The 16,342-nt window shown below is 71.0% G+C and carries 14 protein-coding genes and 1 tRNA gene; 9 read left to right on the top strand and 6 right to left on the bottom strand.

Translation table 11 applies throughout. The annotated features are described in order from the left end of the window. Positions 1-58: 58 nt before the first annotated feature. From MFF61_RS26385 to MFF61_RS26365, 5 genes are read left to right on the top strand one after another with little or no spacing between them, the layout of a single operon-like run. Entirely contained in the window at positions 59-1,549 is a 1,491-nt protein-coding gene (locus MFF61_RS26385) for an ABC transporter substrate-binding protein (protein WP_238240670.1), read from the top strand. Beyond that, positions 1,549-2,493 (top strand): ABC transporter permease, encoded by a 945-nt coding sequence (locus MFF61_RS26380; protein ID WP_238240669.1) that lies wholly within the window; start codon positions 1,549-1,551, stop codon positions 2,491-2,493. Before MFF61_RS26385 ends, MFF61_RS26380 begins: the two co-directional genes overlap by 1 nt. After that, on the top strand, positions 2,490-3,392 hold the full coding sequence (locus MFF61_RS26375) for an ABC transporter permease (RefSeq protein WP_238240668.1): 903 nt from the start codon (positions 2,490-2,492) through the stop codon (positions 3,390-3,392). Before MFF61_RS26380 ends, MFF61_RS26375 begins: the two co-directional genes overlap by 4 nt. Continuing rightward, the gene (locus tag MFF61_RS26370) at positions 3,389-4,417 is read left to right on the top strand and encodes an ABC transporter ATP-binding protein (protein ID WP_238240667.1); all 1,029 of its coding nucleotides are present in this window, start codon (positions 3,389-3,391) and stop codon (positions 4,415-4,417) included. The genes MFF61_RS26375 and MFF61_RS26370 overlap by 4 nt, the downstream gene beginning before the upstream one ends. Then, complete coding sequence (locus MFF61_RS26365) at positions 4,414-5,343, top strand: ABC transporter ATP-binding protein (protein ID WP_238240666.1); 930 nt, start codon at positions 4,414-4,416, stop codon at positions 5,341-5,343. Before MFF61_RS26370 ends, MFF61_RS26365 begins: the two co-directional genes overlap by 4 nt. 154 nt (positions 5,344-5,497) lie before the next feature. Here MFF61_RS26365 and MFF61_RS26360 read toward each other — a convergent pair. The 4 genes from MFF61_RS26360 to MFF61_RS26345 form a co-directional block, all read right to left on the bottom strand. Continuing rightward, positions 5,498-5,582, bottom strand: a tRNA-Leu gene (locus tag MFF61_RS26360). A 94-nt stretch (positions 5,583-5,676) separates the two neighbouring features. After that, the gene (leuC, locus tag MFF61_RS26355) at positions 5,677-7,086 is read right to left on the bottom strand and encodes a 3-isopropylmalate dehydratase large subunit (RefSeq protein ID WP_238240665.1); all 1,410 of its coding nucleotides are present in this window, start codon (positions 7,084-7,086) and stop codon (positions 5,677-5,679) included. 122 nt (positions 7,087-7,208) lie between these two features. Then, positions 7,209-7,790, bottom strand: coding sequence for a DUF4267 domain-containing protein (locus tag MFF61_RS26350; protein ID WP_238240664.1), 582 nt, complete (start codon positions 7,788-7,790; stop codon positions 7,209-7,211). 130 nt (positions 7,791-7,920) lie between these two features. After that, the gene (locus MFF61_RS26345) at positions 7,921-9,093 is read right to left on the bottom strand and encodes a zinc-dependent alcohol dehydrogenase (RefSeq protein ID WP_238240663.1); all 1,173 of its coding nucleotides are present in this window, start codon (positions 9,091-9,093) and stop codon (positions 7,921-7,923) included. A 265-nt stretch (positions 9,094-9,358) separates the two neighbouring features. Here MFF61_RS26345 and MFF61_RS26340 point away from each other — a divergent pair, with 265 nt between their 5' ends. Then, complete coding sequence (locus MFF61_RS26340) at positions 9,359-11,347, top strand: AI-2E family transporter (RefSeq protein WP_238240662.1); 1,989 nt, start codon at positions 9,359-9,361, stop codon at positions 11,345-11,347. Between the two features lie 31 nt (positions 11,348-11,378). On the opposite strand, the gene MFF61_RS26335 is transcribed toward MFF61_RS26340, so the two are convergent. Continuing rightward, positions 11,379-12,305, bottom strand: a complete 927-nt coding sequence (locus MFF61_RS26335) for a DHH family phosphoesterase (protein ID WP_238240661.1) — start codon at positions 12,303-12,305, stop codon at positions 11,379-11,381. Between the two features lie 268 nt (positions 12,306-12,573). Here MFF61_RS26335 and MFF61_RS26330 point away from each other — a divergent pair, with 268 nt between their 5' ends. Genes MFF61_RS26330 through MFF61_RS26320 form a run of 3 tightly spaced genes read left to right on the top strand, consistent with a single transcriptional unit; the run spans position 12,574 to position 15,199 of the window. Further along, positions 12,574-13,740: a methionine ABC transporter ATP-binding protein gene (locus MFF61_RS26330; RefSeq protein WP_238240660.1), complete on the top strand. Its 1,167-nt coding sequence runs from the start codon at positions 12,574-12,576 to the stop codon at positions 13,738-13,740. Beyond that, positions 13,730-14,395, top strand: a complete 666-nt coding sequence (locus MFF61_RS26325) for a methionine ABC transporter permease (RefSeq protein WP_238240659.1) — start codon at positions 13,730-13,732, stop codon at positions 14,393-14,395. The genes MFF61_RS26330 and MFF61_RS26325 overlap by 11 nt, the downstream gene beginning before the upstream one ends. 27 nt (positions 14,396-14,422) lie before the next feature. Continuing rightward, the gene (locus MFF61_RS26320; RefSeq protein WP_238240658.1) at positions 14,423-15,199 is read left to right on the top strand and encodes a MetQ/NlpA family ABC transporter substrate-binding protein; all 777 of its coding nucleotides are present in this window, start codon (positions 14,423-14,425) and stop codon (positions 15,197-15,199) included. A gap of 162 nt (positions 15,200-15,361) precedes the next feature. Here the strand turns inward: MFF61_RS26320 and MFF61_RS26315 are convergent, their stop codons facing one another. Continuing rightward, positions 15,362-16,333 carry a TAXI family TRAP transporter solute-binding subunit gene (locus MFF61_RS26315; RefSeq protein WP_238240657.1) on the bottom strand — a complete coding sequence of 324 codons (972 nt, stop codon included), beginning with the start codon at positions 16,331-16,333 and terminating at the stop codon, positions 15,362-15,364. Positions 16,334-16,342: the final 9 nt, after the last annotated feature.

Raw genomic sequence — 16,342 nt, 5'->3', positions numbered from 1 at the left:
TGCGCCGGACGCTCGCGGCACGATCCGCTCCGATCGACCGAACGAACAGGACACCTGGATGCTGCGTCTCGCCGCCGCCTGCCTCGTCGCCGGGCTCGCGCTCACCGCACCACTCTCGGCCCAGACCCTGCGCTACGGCCTGATGGAGGATCCCGACGCTCTCGACCCGACCCTGGCGCGCACCTTCGCCAGCCGCATGGTCTTCGCCGCCCTCTGCGACAAGCTCGTCGATATCGGCCCCGACCTGAAGCCGGTGCCTCAGCTCGCCACCGCGTGGGAGCTGTCGCCCGACGAGAAGACGCTCACCATGACGCTCCGGCCGGGGGTCCGCTTCCACGACGGCGAGCCGGTGAACGCCGCGGCCGCCAAGTTCTCGATCGAGCGCCACCTGAAGCTGCCGGGCTCGCAGCGCCGCGGCGAGATCGCGCCGATCGATTCCGTCGAGGTGGTGGACGACCTGACCTTCAGGATCACCCTGAAGCAGCCCTTCGCCCCGCTGATGGCCCAGTTCACCGACCGGGCCGGCATGCTGGTCTCGCCGAAGGCCGCCGAGCGGCTCGGCGACAAGTTCGCCACCGGCCCCGTCTGCGCCGGCCCGTTCCGATTCGTGGAGCGGGTGCCCCAGGACCGCATCGTGGTCGAGCGCTTCCCCGACTACTGGAACAAGGACCAGATCCAGATCCAGCGCATCGAGTTCCGGCCGATCCCCGACACCACGGTGCGGCTGACGAACCTGCGCGCCGGCCAGCTCGACCTGCTGGAACGCCTCGCCCCCACCGACGCGCCCCAGGTGGCGCGCGACGCCAAGCTCAAGCTCGCCTCGACCTACGAACTCGGCTTCCAGTCTGTCCTGTTCAACCTGGGCCGGGCCGGCTCGCCGGTCGCCGATCCGCGGGTGCGCGCCGCCTTCGAGCTGTCGCTCGACCGGGCCGCCATCAGCCAAGTGGTGTTCAACGGCGAGTTCCTGCCCGGCAACCAGTGGGTCTCGCCGAAGCACCCGGACTACGTGAAGGAGTACCCCCTCCCGAAGCGCGACGTGGCCAAGGCCAAGGCGTTGCTGGCGGAAGCCGGGCAGCCGAAGCCGCAGATCACCCTGATGGTCTACGCCAACAGCGAGGCGCCGCAGGTCGGCCAGGTCATCCAGGCGATGACCAAGGAGGCGGGCTTCGACGTGAAGCTGCAGGCCACCGACTTCACCACCGCCCTCGATCTCGCCGACAAAGGCCAGTACGAGGCCTATCTCTACAACTGGAGTGGCCGGCCGGATCCCGACGGCAACACCTTCAGCTTCCTCAGCTGCAAGGCGCCGCTCAACTATCCGCGCTACTGCAACGAGGGCGCCGACGCGGCACTCCAGGCCGAGCGCGGCTCGGTCGACCCGGAGAAGCGCAAAGCCGCCTGGAAGGCGCTCGCCGACAAGGTGCTCAGCGACCGTCCGGGCGTCTACCTGATGCACCGCAAGCTGCTCTGGGCCTACAGCCCGAAGATCAGCGGCTTCGTGCCCTATCCGGACGGGCTCGTGCGCTTCACCGGGTTGAAGCTCGACTGATGCTGCGCTTCCTCGCCCATCGTCTCACGCTCGCCATCCCGACCCTCGTCCTCGCCTCGATGATCATCTTCGCCCTGCAGCAATTGCTGCCGGGGGACGTGGCGACCGCGCTCACCGGCGAGGAGCGCGACCCCGAGGTGATCGCCTTCATCCGTCAGAAGTACCACCTCGATCAGCCGCTCCCCGTCCGGTACGCCTACTGGGCGGCCGGCGTGCTGCAGGGCGATCTCGGCGTCTCGGTGCGCCTGCAGAAGCCGGTGGCCGAACTCGTGCTCGAGAAGCTGCCGGTGACGCTCGAACTCGCCTGCCTCGCCATGCTGGTGGCGCTGGCGATCGGCGTGCCGATGGGCATCCTCTCGGCGGTCAAGCGCGGGACCTGGATGGACGCGGCTGCCAACGGCATCGCCCTCTGGGGCCTGTCGATCCCGAACTTCTGGCTCGGCATCCTGCTGATCCTGCTGTTCTCGGTGCATCTCGGCTGGCTGCCGGCCTCCGGCTACGTGCCGCCGGGCGAGAGCCTGGTCGACAACCTCAGGGCCATGGCGATGCCGGCCTTCGTGCTCGGCAACGCGATCGCGGCGGTGATGATGCGCCACACCCGCGCGGCGATGCTGGGCGTGCTCGGCTCCGACTACGTGCGCACCGCCCGCGCCAAGGGCGTGTCGCCGCTGCGGCTCGTGCTGCGCCACGCCCTGCCCAACGCCGCGATCCCGATCATCACGCTGGGTGCGCTCGAATTCGGGCAGCTGCTCTCGGGGGCGGTGCTCACCGAGCAGGTCTTCTCGGTGCCGGGCTTCGGCAAGCTGATGGTGGACGCCGTGTTCAACCGGGACTTCGCCACCGTGCAGGGCGTCGTGATCTGCACCGCCGCGACCTACATCGCCCTCAACCTCGCGGCCGACGTGCTCTCGGCGGTGGTCAACCCTAAGCTGCGCCGGGCATGAGCACCGGCACCCCCGTCACCGGCGCGGCCGGGATCGCCGCGCCCGCACGCATCCGGGAGCCCGGCTCGCTCGCCGCCTTCTGGCGCCGCCTCTGCGCGCGGCCGGGCGCCGTGATCGGCCTCGCCATCGTGGTGGCGGTCGTCGGCATGGCGGCGCTCGCCGACGTCATCGCGCCCTACGACCCGACCGCCACCGACTGGGGGGCGGTGCGCGCCGCGCCAAGCCTCGCCCACCCGTTCGGGGGCGACGAGGTCGGGCGCGACGTGCTCTCGCGCATCATCTACGGGGCGCGCGCCTCGCTCGGGGCCGGCCTCGTCTCGGTGGGCCTCGCCGTGGCGCTCGGCCTGCCGATCGGCCTCGTCGCGGGCTACGCGGGCGGCTGGGTCGATGGCGCGATCATGCGGCTGACCGATGCGCTCCTCGCCATCCCGTTCCTGATCCTGGCGATCGCGCTCGCCGCCTTCCTGGGACCGAGCCTCACGAATGCCATGCTGGCGATCGGCCTGTCGGCCACCTCCATCTTCGTGCGGCTCACGCGCGCGCAGGTGCGGGCGGTGGCGGCCGAGGAGTTCGTGGAGGCCGCCCGCGCGGTGGGCAACCCGCCCTGGCGGATCGCGCTGGTGCACATCCTGCCCAACATCGTGCCGGCGATCCTCGTGCAGGCGACGCTGACCATCGCGGCGGCGATCATCGCGGAGGCGAGCCTCTCCTTCCTCGGCCTCGGCCAGCAGCCGCCCGAGCCCTCCTGGGGCGCCATGCTGAACGTTGCCAAGAACTTCATGGAGCAGGCGCCCTGGATGGCGATCTGGCCGGGCGTCTCGATCTTCCTCGCGGTGCTGGCCTTCAACCTGCTCGGCGACGGCCTGCGCGACGCCCTCGACCCGAGGCAGCGGACATGACGGGATCCGTCGGCCCGCCCCTGCTCGACGTCCGCGACCTGCGCGTGGCCTTCGACACCGAGGGCGGCGTGGTCCATGCCGTCAACGGCATCTCCTACACTCTGCACGAGGGCGAGACGCTGGGCGTCGTCGGCGAGTCGGGCTCGGGCAAGAGCGTGCACGTGCTCGCGATGCTCGGCCTGATCCCACGCCCGCCCGGACGGATCGTCGGCGGGCAGGTGCTGTTTCGCGGGCGCGATCTCCTGGCGCTGCCCGAGCGGCACCTGCGCCGCGTCAGGGGGGCCGAGATCGGCTTCGTGTTCCAGGACCCGATGAGTTCGCTCAACCCGGGCATGACGGTGGCCGCGCAGATCATCGAGCCGCTGCGCATCCATCTCGGCCTCGACCGCCGGGCGGCGCGGGCGCGGGCGCGCGACCTCCTCGACCTCGTGCGCATCCCGGACGCGGCCGCCCGCCTCGACCAGTACCCGCACGAGTTCTCCGGCGGCCAGCGCCAGCGCGTGATGATCGCGATCGGGCTGGCCTGCCGCCCGAAGCTGCTGATCGCGGACGAGGCGACCACGGCGCTGGACGTGACCGTGCAGGCCGAGATCATCGCCCTGGTGCAGGAGCTGAAGCGCGAACTCGGCATGGCGATCATCTGGATCACCCACGACCTCGGCGTGGTGGCGGGCCTCAGCGACACCGTGCAGGTGATGTATGCCGGGCGCATCTTGGAGCGCGGCCCCGTGGACGACATCTTCCGCGATCCGCGCAACGCCTACACGCTGGGGCTGCTGCGCTCGCTGCCCGATCTCAGCCGCGGGCGGGCCGGGCGCCGCCGGCTGCAGCAGATCGACGGCAGCCCGCCCGACATGCACCACCCGCCGCCGGGCGACCCCTTCGCTCCGCGCAACACCTACGCCACCCCCCGCTGCCGGACGGAGATGCCCCCGCTGATCCAGGCCCCGGGCGCGGCGCCCGGCCACCTCGTGGCCGCTTGGTATGACCTGCCGGCGCGGCTCGCCGAGGAGCGCGCGCCATGACGGCCCGCCTGTCGCTCGGGGCGACGCCCCGCCCGGTGATCTCGGTGCGCCACCTCTCGAAGGCCTATCCGCTGCGGGTGTGGTGGGGCGGCAGGGGACACGTGTTCCAGGCGGTGCGCGACGTCAGCTTCGACATCGCGCCGGGCGAGACGCTCGGCCTCGTCGGCGAATCGGGGTCCGGCAAGTCCACGATCGGCCGGGCCGTCACCATGCTGAACCCGCCGACCGCCGGCACCGTCGCCTTCGAGGGCACCGACCTCGCCACGCTCACGCCGCAGGCGATGCGGCGCATGCGCAGCCGCATCCAGACCGTCTTCCAGGACCCCTACGCCGCGCTCAACCCGCGCATGAGCGTCGGCGCCTACGTGGCCGAGGCCTTCCGGCTGCACCGGCCGGAGATGGCGGCGCAGGACCGCCGCGATGCGGTGGCCCAGCTGTTCGGGCGTGTCGGCCTCGACCCGGTCTTCATGGTCCGCTACCCGCACCAGTTCTCCGGCGGCCAGCGCCAGCGCATCTGCATCGCCCGGGCGATCGCCCTGAAGCCCAGCTTCATCGTCGCCGACGAGCCCATCGCCGCCCTCGACGTGTCGATCCAGGCGCAGGTGGTGAACCTGCTGCAGGACCTGCAGGCGGATCTCGGCCTCTCCTACCTGTTCATCTCCCACGACCTGCGCATGGTGCGCTATCTCTGCCACCGGGTCGCGGTGCTCTGGCGCGGGCGCATCGTGGAACTCGCCGAGAGCGACCGCCTGTACGACGATCCGCGCCACCCCTACACCCGGCGCCTGCTCGCGGCCGTCCCCCTCCCCGATCCGGCCGCCGAGCGCGCCCGTCTCGCCGCTGCCGCGCCGGCCCCCCACGGCGCAGGCCTGCCCGGCGATCTCGTCGAGGTCGCACCGGGCCACTGGGTCGCCGCGGAGGACTGACGTCCGGCCGCCTCGCATCACCCACTGCATCGGCTGCGGGGCACGTGCCCGCCTGGACGCCGGCCTCCGCCAGACAACAAAAAATCCCGCACCAGCGCCCTGGATACGGGATAGAACAATGACGTCGGGGAGCATCAACACCTTGGATCGGTGTTGGTGCCCAGGAGAGGACTCGAACCTCCACGGCTTGCACCACTGGTACCTGAAACCAGCGCGTCTACCAATTCCGCCACCTGGGCCCGAGGCGCCGTGAGGCGTCGCGGTGGGGATCGTTTAGTGGGCGGCGCGCTCAGCGTCAACGGCCAAACGGCACCGCCGGCACGGGATTCGCACTCAGGGGCGCGGCCACTCGCGGATGTCGACGAAGTGGCCGGCCACCGCCGCCGCCGCGGCCATCGCCGGGGAGACGAGGTGCGTGCGGCCCTTGTGGCCCTGGCGGCCCTCGAAGTTGCGGTTGGAGGTCGAGGCGCAGCGCTCGTGCGGCTTGAGGCGGTCGGCGTTCATGCCGAGGCACATCGAGCAGCCCGGCTCGCGCCAGTCGAAGCCGGCCTCGGTGAGGATGCGGGCGATGCCCTCCTCCTCCGCCTGCTGCTTCACGAGGCCCGAGCCCGGCACCACCATCGCGCTCACGTTCGGGTGGACCTTCCGGCCCTCGACCATCCGCGCCACGATGCGCAGATCCTCAATGCGCCCGTTGGTGCAGGAGCCGATGAACACCTTGTCGAGACCGATCGCGGTGATCGGCGTGCCCGGCGCCAGGCCCATATAGGCCAGCGCCTGCTCCTTCGAGCGGCGGATGTTCTCGTCGGCGATCGCCGCCGGGTCGGGCACCCGGCCCTGGACCGAGACCACGTCCTCGGGGCTGGTGCCCCAGGTGACGATGGGGGGCAGGTTCGCCGCGTCGAGGCGCACCTCGCGGTCGAAATGCGCGCCCTCGTCACTGGCGAGGCTCTCCCAGTAGGCGCGGGCGCGCTCGAACGCCTCGCCCTTCGGCGCCTTCGGCCGGTCCTTCACGTACGCGAAGGTGGTCGCGTCGGGCGCGACGAGGCCCGCGCGGGCGCCGCCCTCGATCGACATGTTGCAGATCGTCATCCGGCCCTCCATCGAGAGGCTCCGGATCGCCTCGCCGGCATATTCCAGCACGTGGCCGGTGCCGCCCGCGGTGCCGATCTCGCCGATGATCGCCAGGATGATGTCCTTGGCGGTGACGCCGGGCGGCAGGGTGCCGTCCACCGTCACGCGCATGTTCTTCGCCTTCTTCTGGATCAGCGTCTGGGTGGCGAGCACATGCTCCACCTCCGAGGTGCCGATGCCGTGGGCGAGCGCTCCGAAGGCGCCGTGGGTCGAGGTGTGAGAATCCCCGCACACGATCGTCTGGCCGGGCAGGGTGAAGCCCTGCTCGGGGCCGATGATGTGGACGATGCCCTGCCGCCGGTCGAGCGCGTCGTAATACTCGATGCCGAACTCGCGCACGTTGCGCGCCAGGGTGTCGATCTGGGTGCGGCTCTCGGGATCCTCGATGCCGAAGCTGCGGTCCGAGGTCTGCACGTTGTGGTCGACGACCGCCAGGGTCTTCTCGGGATGGCGCACCCGGCGCCCGGCGAGCCGAAGCCCCTCGAAGGCCTGGGGAGAGGTCACCTCGTGCACGAGGTGGCGGTCGATGTAGAGGAGGCAGGTGCCGTCCGGCTGACGATCGACGACGTGGTCGTCCCAGATCTTGTCGTAGAGGGTGCGGGGTGCCATGGCGGGTGGGCCTTGTGGGGATCCATCGGTCAACGGCCGGAAAGACGCGGCCGCCCCGGATGTAATACGATGATCCCGCGCGAGGAAGGGCGCGCCGCGCCGCAAGGCCCTCGGCCGCGCGCTCAGGCCGGCGGGCTGCCCACGAACGGCTTCGCGCCGGCGAAGCGTGCCTGATCGAACGGGCGCATCAGCTCGGGCGTGCGGAAGTCCTTCGGCACGGCGAAGTCGCGGGCCGCCCCCCGCATGGCGCTCGGCGGGCGCGGGAAGCCGCTGCGGTCGCCGAAATCGCGGAAGCTGCCGCGATGGGTGTCGCGCTGCTCGGACAGGGCCTTGGCGCAGACGATGTCCGCCGCCGTCACCCCCGCCACCGCGGCGACCGCCAGCATGACGTGCGGCTTGCGGGCGTTATCGGAATCGAAGCCGGTGGCGAGCGTCGCGAGATCGAGGGCATCGCCCCCGACGCGTGTCCAGATCCAGGGCGCAGGATCGTGCGAGGCCAGGATCGCCACCCCGTTGGTGATCTCGCGCACCCCGTAGGCCTGCACCAGCCCCTCGAAGCCGGGCATCCCGAGGGTGCGGGTCACCCGGCGCGGGGCCAGGAGTTCGACGAGCCCGAGGCCGATCGAGAACAGCCCGAGGCCCTTGGCCAGGGTCTCGGCCGAGCGGCGGGACAGGAGGGTCTGGTCGGGGCGCGTGGCGGGCATGGGCAAAGGTCCTCACGGCAGAGGGCGGCGGACGAGCCACTCAGCAGAGGTCTTCGACGGTTCTGCTGAGTGGCTCTGGATCGCGCATCGCGGTCGCCGCCACAGCGGCGACCCGTTCGGCGAAGGCTGGTCAGGGCTTCAGCACGACCTTGATGCAGTTGTCCTTCTTGTCCCGGAAGGTCTTGTACATCTCCGGGCCCTGCTCCAGGCCGACCGTGTGGGTGATGACGAAGGAGGGGTCGATCTGGCCCTCCTCGATCCGCCGCAGCAGGTCGTCGGTCCAGCGGTTCACGTGGGTCTGGCCCATCCGGAAGGTGAGCCCCTTGTTCATCGCCGCTCCGAACGGGATCTTGTCGAGCAGGCCCCCGTAGACGCCCGGGATCGAGAGCACGCCGGCCGGGCGGCAGACGTAGATCATCTCGCGCAGGACGTGCGGCCGGTCGGTCTCCAGCATCACCGCCTGCTTGGCGCGGTCGTACATCGAATCGAGGGTGGCGGTGGCGTGCGCCTCCAGGCCCACCGCGTCGATGCACTTCTCCGGCCCCTTGCCGTTCGTCAGGTCGTTCAGGCGCTCGACGACGCTCTCCTCGCGGAAGTCGATGGTGATGGCGCCGCCCGCCCGCGCCATGCTGAGGCGCTCCGGCACGCAGTCGATCGCCACGACCTGGCGCGCGCCGAGCAGGATGGCCGAGCGGATCGCCATCTGGCCAACCGGCCCGCAGCCCCAGATCGCCACCGTGTCGGTCGGCTCGATGTCGCACTGCACGGCCGCCTGCCAGCCGGTCGGGAAGATGTCGCTGAGAAACAGCAACTGCTCGTCGGAGAGCGAGCGCGGCACCTTGATGTGGGTCTTGTCGGCGAAGGGCACGCGCAGGTACTCGGCCTGCCCTCCCGGATAGCCGCCGGTGAGGTGGGTGTAGCCGAACAGGCCGGCGGTGGTGTGCCCGAAGACCTTGTCGGCGACGGCCTTGTTGCGGTTCGAGCGCTCGCACACCGAGAAATTGCCGCGGCGGCACTGGTCGCACTCGCCGCAGATGATCGTGAAGGGAATGACGACCCGATCGCCGACCTTGAGCGCGCCCTTCGCGCCGCGTCCCACCTCGACCACCTCGCCCATGGTCTCGTGGCCCATGATGTCGCCCGCCTTCATGCCCGGCATGAAGTGGTCGTAGAGGTGCAGATCGGAGCCGCAGATGGCGCAGGTGGTGACGCGGATGATCGCGTCGCGGTCATCCTCGATCTGCGGATCGGGCACCGTCTCGCAGCGGATGTCCGCCGTGCCGTGCCACACCAATGCCCTCATGATGCTCTCCCGCTGCGAGGCCGGCCGCGGGTGACCGGCCTCGGTCCGTGGCGGGACAACGCGCCCGGCCCGGCGGGAGCCATGCGGTGAATACCTAGGGGGAGTTCTTCGACCCGCGCTGGGCACAGGGCTTTGAGGGGACGACGATGACCCGGCGCGCCGCGCTCGCGCGGCGGGCGCGGCGCGGGGCGATCCTTCGGGCGTCTGGGGCGTTAGCGGGCTTCCGCCGGCCTCCGCGGCCGGGCGGCGCCGTCCGGAGTTCCGCATGCCTCTCCCCGTCGAGCCCACCGCCCCTCGGCCCGCCCGGGTGCCCCCGCCCGCGACGCCGGGCCCGTCCGGTCTGGCGACCTTGGCGATCGCGGTCGTGACGATCGCGGCCCTGTATCTCGGGCGCGAGGTCTTCATCCCGCTCGTGCTGGCGGTGCTGCTGAGCTTCGTCCTCGCCCCGGTGGTCAACGGGCTCCGGCGCCTGCGCCTGGGGCGCGCGCCGTCCGTCATCGCCGCGGTGATCCTCGCGCTCGGCGTCATCGTGGCGATCGGCACCACGATCGGCCTGCAGGTGGCCGATCTCGCCAAGGACCTGCCGCAGTACCAAGCCACCGTGCAGCGCAAGGTGTCGAACCTGCAGGAGGGGGTGCTCGGCCGGGCCAACGCCCTGATCAACAAGGTCCACCACCAGATCAGCGAGGCCTCCGACAAGGCGACCGCCGCCGGCGCGACCGCGGCGCAGGCCGGGGCCGACGCTCCGAAGCCGGTCCTGGTCAAGGTGCAGGAGCCGGACCCGTCGCCCCTCACCCTGGCCGAGCGGATCCTCGGCCCGGTGGTGGAGCCGCTGACGACGGTCGGCATCGTGCTGGTGGTCGTGGTGTTCATCCTGATGCAGCGCGAGGACCTGCGCGACCGCCTGATCCGGCTGTTCGGGTCGAGCGACCTGCACCGCACCACCATGGCGATGGACGACGCGGCGGGACGGCTCGGCACCTTCTTCCTCGCGCAGCTCGGCATCAACGCCGCTTTCGGCCTGCTGATCGGCATCGGCCTGTGGTTCATCGGCGTGCCGAGCCCGATCCTGTGGGGCGTGTTCTCGGCGCTGATGCGCTTCGTGCCCTATATCGGCGCCTTCATCGCCGCGCTCTTTCCGCTGGCGCTCGCCGCCGCCGTCGATCCCGGCTGGTCGATGGTGCTCTGGACGGGCCTGCTGTTCCTTGTCGCCGAGCCGCTGACCGGGCACGTCGTCGAGCCGATGCTCTACGGCCACTCGACGGGGCTGTCGCCCTTCGCGGTGATCGTCTCCACCCTGTTCTGGGGCTTCCTGTGGGGCCCGATCGGCCTGATCCTGGCGACCCCGTTCACCGTCTGCCTCGTGGTGCTCGGCCGGCACGTGGAGCGGCTCGAATTCCTCGACGTGCTGCTCGGCGACCGGCCGCCGCTGACGCCGGTGGAGAACTTCTACCAGCGCATGCTCGCGGGCGACCCCGACGAGGCGCAGGAACAGGCCGAGCTGATGCTCAAGGAGCGCTCGCTCTCCTCCTACTACGATGAGGTGGCGCTCAAGGCGCTGCAGCTCGCCGCCAACGACTACCAGCGCGGCGTCCTCGGCGAGCGGCAGCTGGAGACCATCAAGGGGCTGACGCAGTCGCTGGTGCGCGAGTTCGCCAAGCGTCCGGACGAGGAGCCGGCGGGGGCCAAGCCGAAGGCGCACGCGGAGGTGCCGACCCTGGCCGAGCAGGCGCACCCGAAGAACGAGGCCGTGCCCGGCCAGGCGCCCGCGATGGACCGCCGTCCCCCGATCTGGCGGGGGGAGGCCGCCGTGATGTGCATCGCGGGCCGGGGTCCGCTCGACGAGGCCGCCTCCTCGATGCTCGCGCAGTTGCTCGGCAAGCACGGCCTCGGGGCGCGCGTGGTGCCGCACGAGGCGGTCAGCCGCGAGGCCATCTGGACGCTCGACGTCACGGGCGTGGCGATGGTCTGCATCTCCTACCTCGACATCAGCGGCAACCCGGCCCACCTGCGCTTTCTCCTGCGGCGCCTGCAGGAGAAGCTGCCGGGCAAGCCGATCCTCATCGGCCTGTGGCCGGCCGAGGACGCGATCCTGTCGGACCAGGCGCTGCGGCGGCAGATGGGGGCGGATTACTACGTGACCTCGTTGCGGGGCGGCGTGGAGGCCTGCCTGGAGGCGATCGAGGCGTCCATCGCGGCCGAACCGGCCCGCGGGGTCGCGGAGCGGGCGCCGACCGCTCCCGCTCCGGCGTGATGCCGCGGTCGCGCGGGACCGCGGGCGGCGATCAGGCCGCGGCCTGGGACGGCGGGCCGGACAGGACCGCGATCAGCTTGGCCTTCACGCCCTCAGCCTGTTCGTTCGGCACCTGACAGGTGCCCGCCGCCTTGTGGCCGCCGCCGCCGAAGCCGAGGCAGACCGCGCCGACATCGACGGGCGAGCCGCGGTCGAGGATCGACTTGCCGATGGCGAAGACCGTGTTCTGCTGGCGCAGGCCCCACAGCACGTGGGCCGAGATGTCGCATTCCGGGAACAGCGCGTAGATCATGAAGCGGTTGCCGGCGTAGATCACCTCCTCGGACCGCAGGTCGATCAGGGCCAGCTTGCCGTGGACCGTAGTGCAGCGGCGCACCTGCTCGACGAAGCGCTCGCGGTGGCCGAGGTAGAGGTCGACGCGCTCGCGCACGTCCGGCAGCGCCAGCACCTCCTCGACCGGCCTGTCGCGGCAGCGCTCGATCAGCTGCATCATCAGGTCGTAGTTCGAGATGCGGAAATCCCGGAACCGGCCGAGTCCGGTGCGCGAATCCATGATGAAGTTCAGGAGCACCCAGCCCTGCGGGTCGAGGATCTCGTCGTGCGTGAACTGGGCCGAATCCGCCTTGTCCACCGCCGCCATCAGGTCGGCGCGGACGCGCGGGAAGGCGGCCGGACCGCCGTAGTAATCGTAGACCACGCGCGCGGCGGAGGGCGCGGCCGGGTCGATCACGTGGTTGGGGTGCGCCCGACCGCCCGCGCGCGTCACCTCGCTGGCGTGGTGGTCGAAGGCGAGGTGGCAGCCCTCGACGTAGGGCAGGTTCGTGACGATGTCGCGCGCCGTGATCGGCACGACGCCGTCCTGCATGTCCTTGGGATGAACGAACTTGATCTCGTCGATGAGATCGAGCTCGCGCAGCAGCACCCCGCAAACGAGGCCGTCGAAATCGCTGCGCGTCACGAGGCGGAATTTCGTATGTGACATTGCCGTGCCATTCATCCCGGTCCGAGCCCAGACTAGGCGCGAAGTACTAAGGCGGCCTTACAGGGGCGCAGGCCGAAACGGCCTTCCCCGCGGCCCGGCGCGGGCAGAACGTTGGTCTCCCGCGGTTCGTTCTGCAAAAAGAACGTTTCGGTTGACATGCCGGTCCAATCCGGCTTTTTGTCCGTCACACCAGACAGCGACGGACACAGATGCCCTTCCCTCCCCTCTCCGCCGAGGCCCGGCCATGACGGCGCCGGTCCGCGTCCCCGTTCCCGCCGATCTCGGCGATCGTCTCGGCGCGCCGGACGCGCTCGTGCGGCTGGAGGGCGTCGCCAAGACCTACCCGGCACGCCGCGGCGCCACCGCGGTGACGGCGCTCGACGGCATCGACCTGTCGGTGCGCCGCGGGTCGGTGGTGGGCGTGATCGGCCGCTCGGGGGCCGGCAAGTCGACGCTGATCCGGCTCGTCAACGGGCTGGAGCGGCCGACCAGCGGCCGGGTGATCGTGGATGGGGCCGAGATCTCGGCCCTCTCGGAGCGGGCGCTGCGCCGTGAGCGGCGCGGCATCGGCATGATCTTCCAGCACTTCAACCTGCTCTCGGCCCGCACGGCCGCCGGCAACGTCGCGCTCCCGCTCGAACTCGCGGGCTACGACAAGGCCGCGATCCGCTCCCGGGTCGACGAACTCCTCGACCTCGTCGGGCTCGCCGACCGGCGCGACCGCTATCCGGCGGAGCTGTCGGGCGGGCAGAAGCAGCGCGTCGGCATCGCCCGGGCGCTCGCCACCAACCCGAAGGTTCTGCTCTCCGACGAGGCGACCTCGGCCCTCGACCCGGAGACCACGCATCAGATCCTCGACCTTCTCGGGCGCATCAACCGGGATCTCGGCCTCACCATCCTGCTCATCACCCACGAGATGTCGGTGATCCGGGCCATCGCCCACGAGGTCGCGGTGCTCGACCAGGGCCGCATCGCCGAGAGCGGCGACGTGTTCGAGGTCTTCACCCGTCCGCAGGCGGCGGTCACCCGCACCTTCCTCGACCGCGAGACCGGCCGGACGCTGCCGCCCGTGCTCGCCGCGCGCCTGCAGCCGGCCGAGGCCGGCGGCGCGCTCGTCCTGCGCATCACCTTCCGGGGGCCGCACGCCACCGATCCGGTGCTGGCGCAGCTCGCCCGGGAGGCCGGCATCACGGCGTGCATCCTGTCGGGCACCGTGGACGAGATCGCCGGGCGGCCCTTCGGCACCCTGGTGGTGAGCATCCCGCCCGGCGACGCGGCCCGCGCGACCGCCTTCCTGCACGCCCGGGGCCTCGGCGCCGAGGTGCTGGGCTCGCTCCCGGCCGACCGGCCGGCGCTCCCGGCCGACCGGCCGGCTGCCCCCCCGCAGACCGGAGCCACCCATGTCGCCTGAACTCCTGCGCCTCCTCCTCGCCGCCACCGGGGACACGCTGCGCATGGTGGCGGTGGCGGCGAGCCTCGGCACGCTGTTCGGCCTGCCGCTCGGCGTCTTCCTGGCCACCAGCGGGCGGGGCGAACTCTTCGCCGCGCCGCTCGCCAACCGCCTGCTCGGCGCGCTCGTGAACGCCACCCGCTCGACGCCCTTCATCATCCTCGTCGTGGCGATCATCCCGTTCACGCGGCTCATCGCCGGCACCTCGATCGGCACCGGCGCCGCGACCGTGCCGCTGACCGTGGCGGCCACGCCCTTCATCGCCCGCCTCGTCGAGGGCGCGATCCGCGAGGTCGATGGCGGGCTCGTGGAGGCGGCCCGCGCCTTCGGGGCGAGCCCGCTGCAGATCGTCCTCAAGGTGCTGATCCCGGAGGCGCTGCCCGGCATCGTCCTCGGCCTGACCCTCGCGGTGGTCTCGCTGATCGGTTTCTCGGCGATGGTCGGCGCGGTCGGCGGCGGGGGCCTGGGCGACCTCGGCATCCGCTACGGCTACCAGCGCTTCATGCCCGAGATGATGGCCGCGGTCGTGGCGGTCCTCATCGTCCTCGTCCAGGCCGTGCAGACGATCGGCGACCGCTTGGCGCGCCGGCTCAACAAGCGTCTGCGCCAGGCCTGACCCCTTTCCCCTCGGAGACCCACACCGATGTTGCGTGTCCTCACCCTCGCCGTCGCCCTGAGCCTCGGCGGGCTTCCCGCCCAGGCCGCCGAGCGCGTGCGCGTGGCCGCCACCCCCGGACCCCACGCCCAGATCCTGGAGGCCGTCAAGCCCGTCGCGGCCAAGCGCGGCATCGACCTGCAGGTGCTCGAATTCTCGGACTACGTGGTGCCGAACGAGGCGCTCTCGGCCGGCGAGATCGAGGCGAACTCGTTCCAGAACCAGCCCTACCTCGACAACCAGAAGACCGACCGCGGCTACAAGATCGAGTCCGTGGCGCTCACCGTGAACTTCCCGCTCGGCATCTACTCGAAGCGCCACAAGTCGTGGGATTCGCTGCCGGACGGCGCCACGATCGCGATCCAGAACGACCCGACCAACGGCGGACGCTCGCTGCTGCTGCTGCAGGACAAGGGCGTCATCACCCTCAAGGAGGGCGTCGGCTTCAAGCCGAGCGTCGCCGACATCGTGAAGAACCCCAAGAAGCTGCGCTTCGTCGAGGTCGATGCCGCCCAGACCCCGCGCTCCCTCGACGACGTCGACGCGGCGGCGGTGAACACCAACTACGCCCGTCCGGCCGGCCTCAAGCCCGGCGACGCCATCCTGCGCGAGGACCCCAAGGGCCCCTACGTCAACGTGCTGGCGGTGCGCAGCGCCGACAAGGACAAGCCCTGGGTCAAGGCGCTGATCGAGTCCTACCGCTCGCCCGAGGTGAAGGCCTTCGTGGAAAAGACCTTCGAAGGGGCGGTGCTGCCGAGCTGGTGAGCGGACCCGCTCACCGGCCGGATCCGTGATCCCGGGCTGCCGCGTCCGATCCGGGTGGCCCGGGGATGCGGCAGCATGCCACCGGGACCGCACCGGTACGTGCCCGGTGCCGAGAATCCGGGGCGCCGCAGCACGGGCGGCGCCCGGCCCGCGGACGACGGCTCAGCCGCCGACGCCCCGCTCCTTGAAGTACTTCAGGGCGCCCGGATGGAACGGGATCGGCGAACGGTCGATCGTCTGGTTGTCCAGGGAGAAGCCCTGCGCCTCCTTGTGCACCGCGACCAGCTCGGCCTGCTTCTCGACCAGCGTCTTGACGATCTGGTAGGCGTCGTTCTCGCTCATCTTGTCGCTGGTCACCAGCAGGTTCCACACATCGGCGTTGGCGCTGCTCTTGTCGGAACCCGGGTAGGTGCCGGCCGGGATGGTGCCGGCGGCGTAGAGCTTGCCGTACTTGGCATTCATCTTCTCGACCAAGTCCGAATGGTCGAGGAGCTTCATCTTGACGCCCGGGGTCGCCGCGAGGTCGGTCACGGCGGCGGTCGGGATGCCGCCGACCCAGAAGAACGCGTCGATCTTGCGATCCTTCAGCGCGTTGACCGATTCGGCGACGGAGAGACGCTCGCGCTTCAGGTCCTTGTCCTTGTCCAGGCCGGCCGCCTCGATGACCCGGAAGGCCATCACCTCGGTGGCGCTGCCTGGCGAGCCGGTGGAGACGCGTTTTCCCTTCAGGTCCGCCATCTTGTCGATGCCGGTGCCCTCGACCGTCACGACATGCATCCGGTTCGGGTAGAGCACCATCAGCGTGCGGACCGGGAGCTTGCCCGACTTGAACTTGTCCTGGCCCTGGGCCGCATCCAGCGCCGCGTCCGCCATGGAGAAGCCGACCTCGCTCTGGCCGGAGCCGATGAGCTTGAGGTTATCGACCGAGCCGCCGGTGACCTCCGCGGTGGCCTGCACCCCGGGCAGATGCTTCGTCAGGACGTTGGCGATGGCGCCGCCGAGCGGGTAGTAGACCCCGCCGGTCCCGCCGGTGCCGATCGCGAGGGTCTTCTGCTGCGCCGCTGCGGGCCCCGCGGCCAGGATGGCGCCCATCACGGCGGCGCCGAGGGCGCGCCACATCGTCCCGTTACGCATCGTATCCTC

Origin of the sequence: Methylobacterium isbiliense (assembly GCF_022179325.1) — a bacterium.
GTDB lineage: Bacteria > Pseudomonadota > Alphaproteobacteria > Rhizobiales > Beijerinckiaceae > Methylobacterium > Methylobacterium isbiliense.
The sequence above is the reverse complement of the archived record's forward strand: the minus strand, read 5'-3'. Positions and strand labels throughout refer to the sequence as shown.

Bases quoted from the DNA above. Each gene is read 5' to 3' on its own strand.
- leuC (WP_238240665.1), bottom strand. From the start codon at position 7,086: ATGGCACCCCGCACCCTCTACGACAAGATCTGGGACGACCACGTCGTC.
- MFF61_RS26330 (WP_238240660.1), top strand. From the start codon at position 12,574: ATGACGGCGCCGGTCCGCGTCCCCGTTCCCGCCGATCTCGGCGATCGT.
- MFF61_RS26340 (WP_238240662.1), top strand. From the start codon at position 9,359: ATGCCTCTCCCCGTCGAGCCCACCGCCCCTCGGCCCGCCCGGGTGCCC.
- MFF61_RS26350 (WP_238240664.1), bottom strand. From the start codon at position 7,790: ATGCCCGCCACGCGCCCCGACCAGACCCTCCTGTCCCGCCGCTCGGCC.
- MFF61_RS26370 (WP_238240667.1), top strand. From the start codon at position 3,389: ATGACGGGATCCGTCGGCCCGCCCCTGCTCGACGTCCGCGACCTGCGC.
- MFF61_RS26320 (WP_238240658.1), top strand. From the start codon at position 14,423: ATGTTGCGTGTCCTCACCCTCGCCGTCGCCCTGAGCCTCGGCGGGCTT.
- MFF61_RS26315 (WP_238240657.1), bottom strand. From the start codon at position 16,333: ATGCGTAACGGGACGATGTGGCGCGCCCTCGGCGCCGCCGTGATGGGC.
- MFF61_RS26380 (WP_238240669.1), top strand. From the start codon at position 1,549: ATGCTGCGCTTCCTCGCCCATCGTCTCACGCTCGCCATCCCGACCCTC.
- MFF61_RS26385 (WP_238240670.1), top strand. From the start codon at position 59: ATGCTGCGTCTCGCCGCCGCCTGCCTCGTCGCCGGGCTCGCGCTCACC.
- MFF61_RS26365 (WP_238240666.1), top strand. From the start codon at position 4,414: ATGACGGCCCGCCTGTCGCTCGGGGCGACGCCCCGCCCGGTGATCTCG.
- MFF61_RS26345 (WP_238240663.1), bottom strand. From the start codon at position 9,093: ATGAGGGCATTGGTGTGGCACGGCACGGCGGACATCCGCTGCGAGACG.
- MFF61_RS26325 (WP_238240659.1), top strand. From the start codon at position 13,730: ATGTCGCCTGAACTCCTGCGCCTCCTCCTCGCCGCCACCGGGGACACG.
- MFF61_RS26375 (WP_238240668.1), top strand. From the start codon at position 2,490: ATGAGCACCGGCACCCCCGTCACCGGCGCGGCCGGGATCGCCGCGCCC.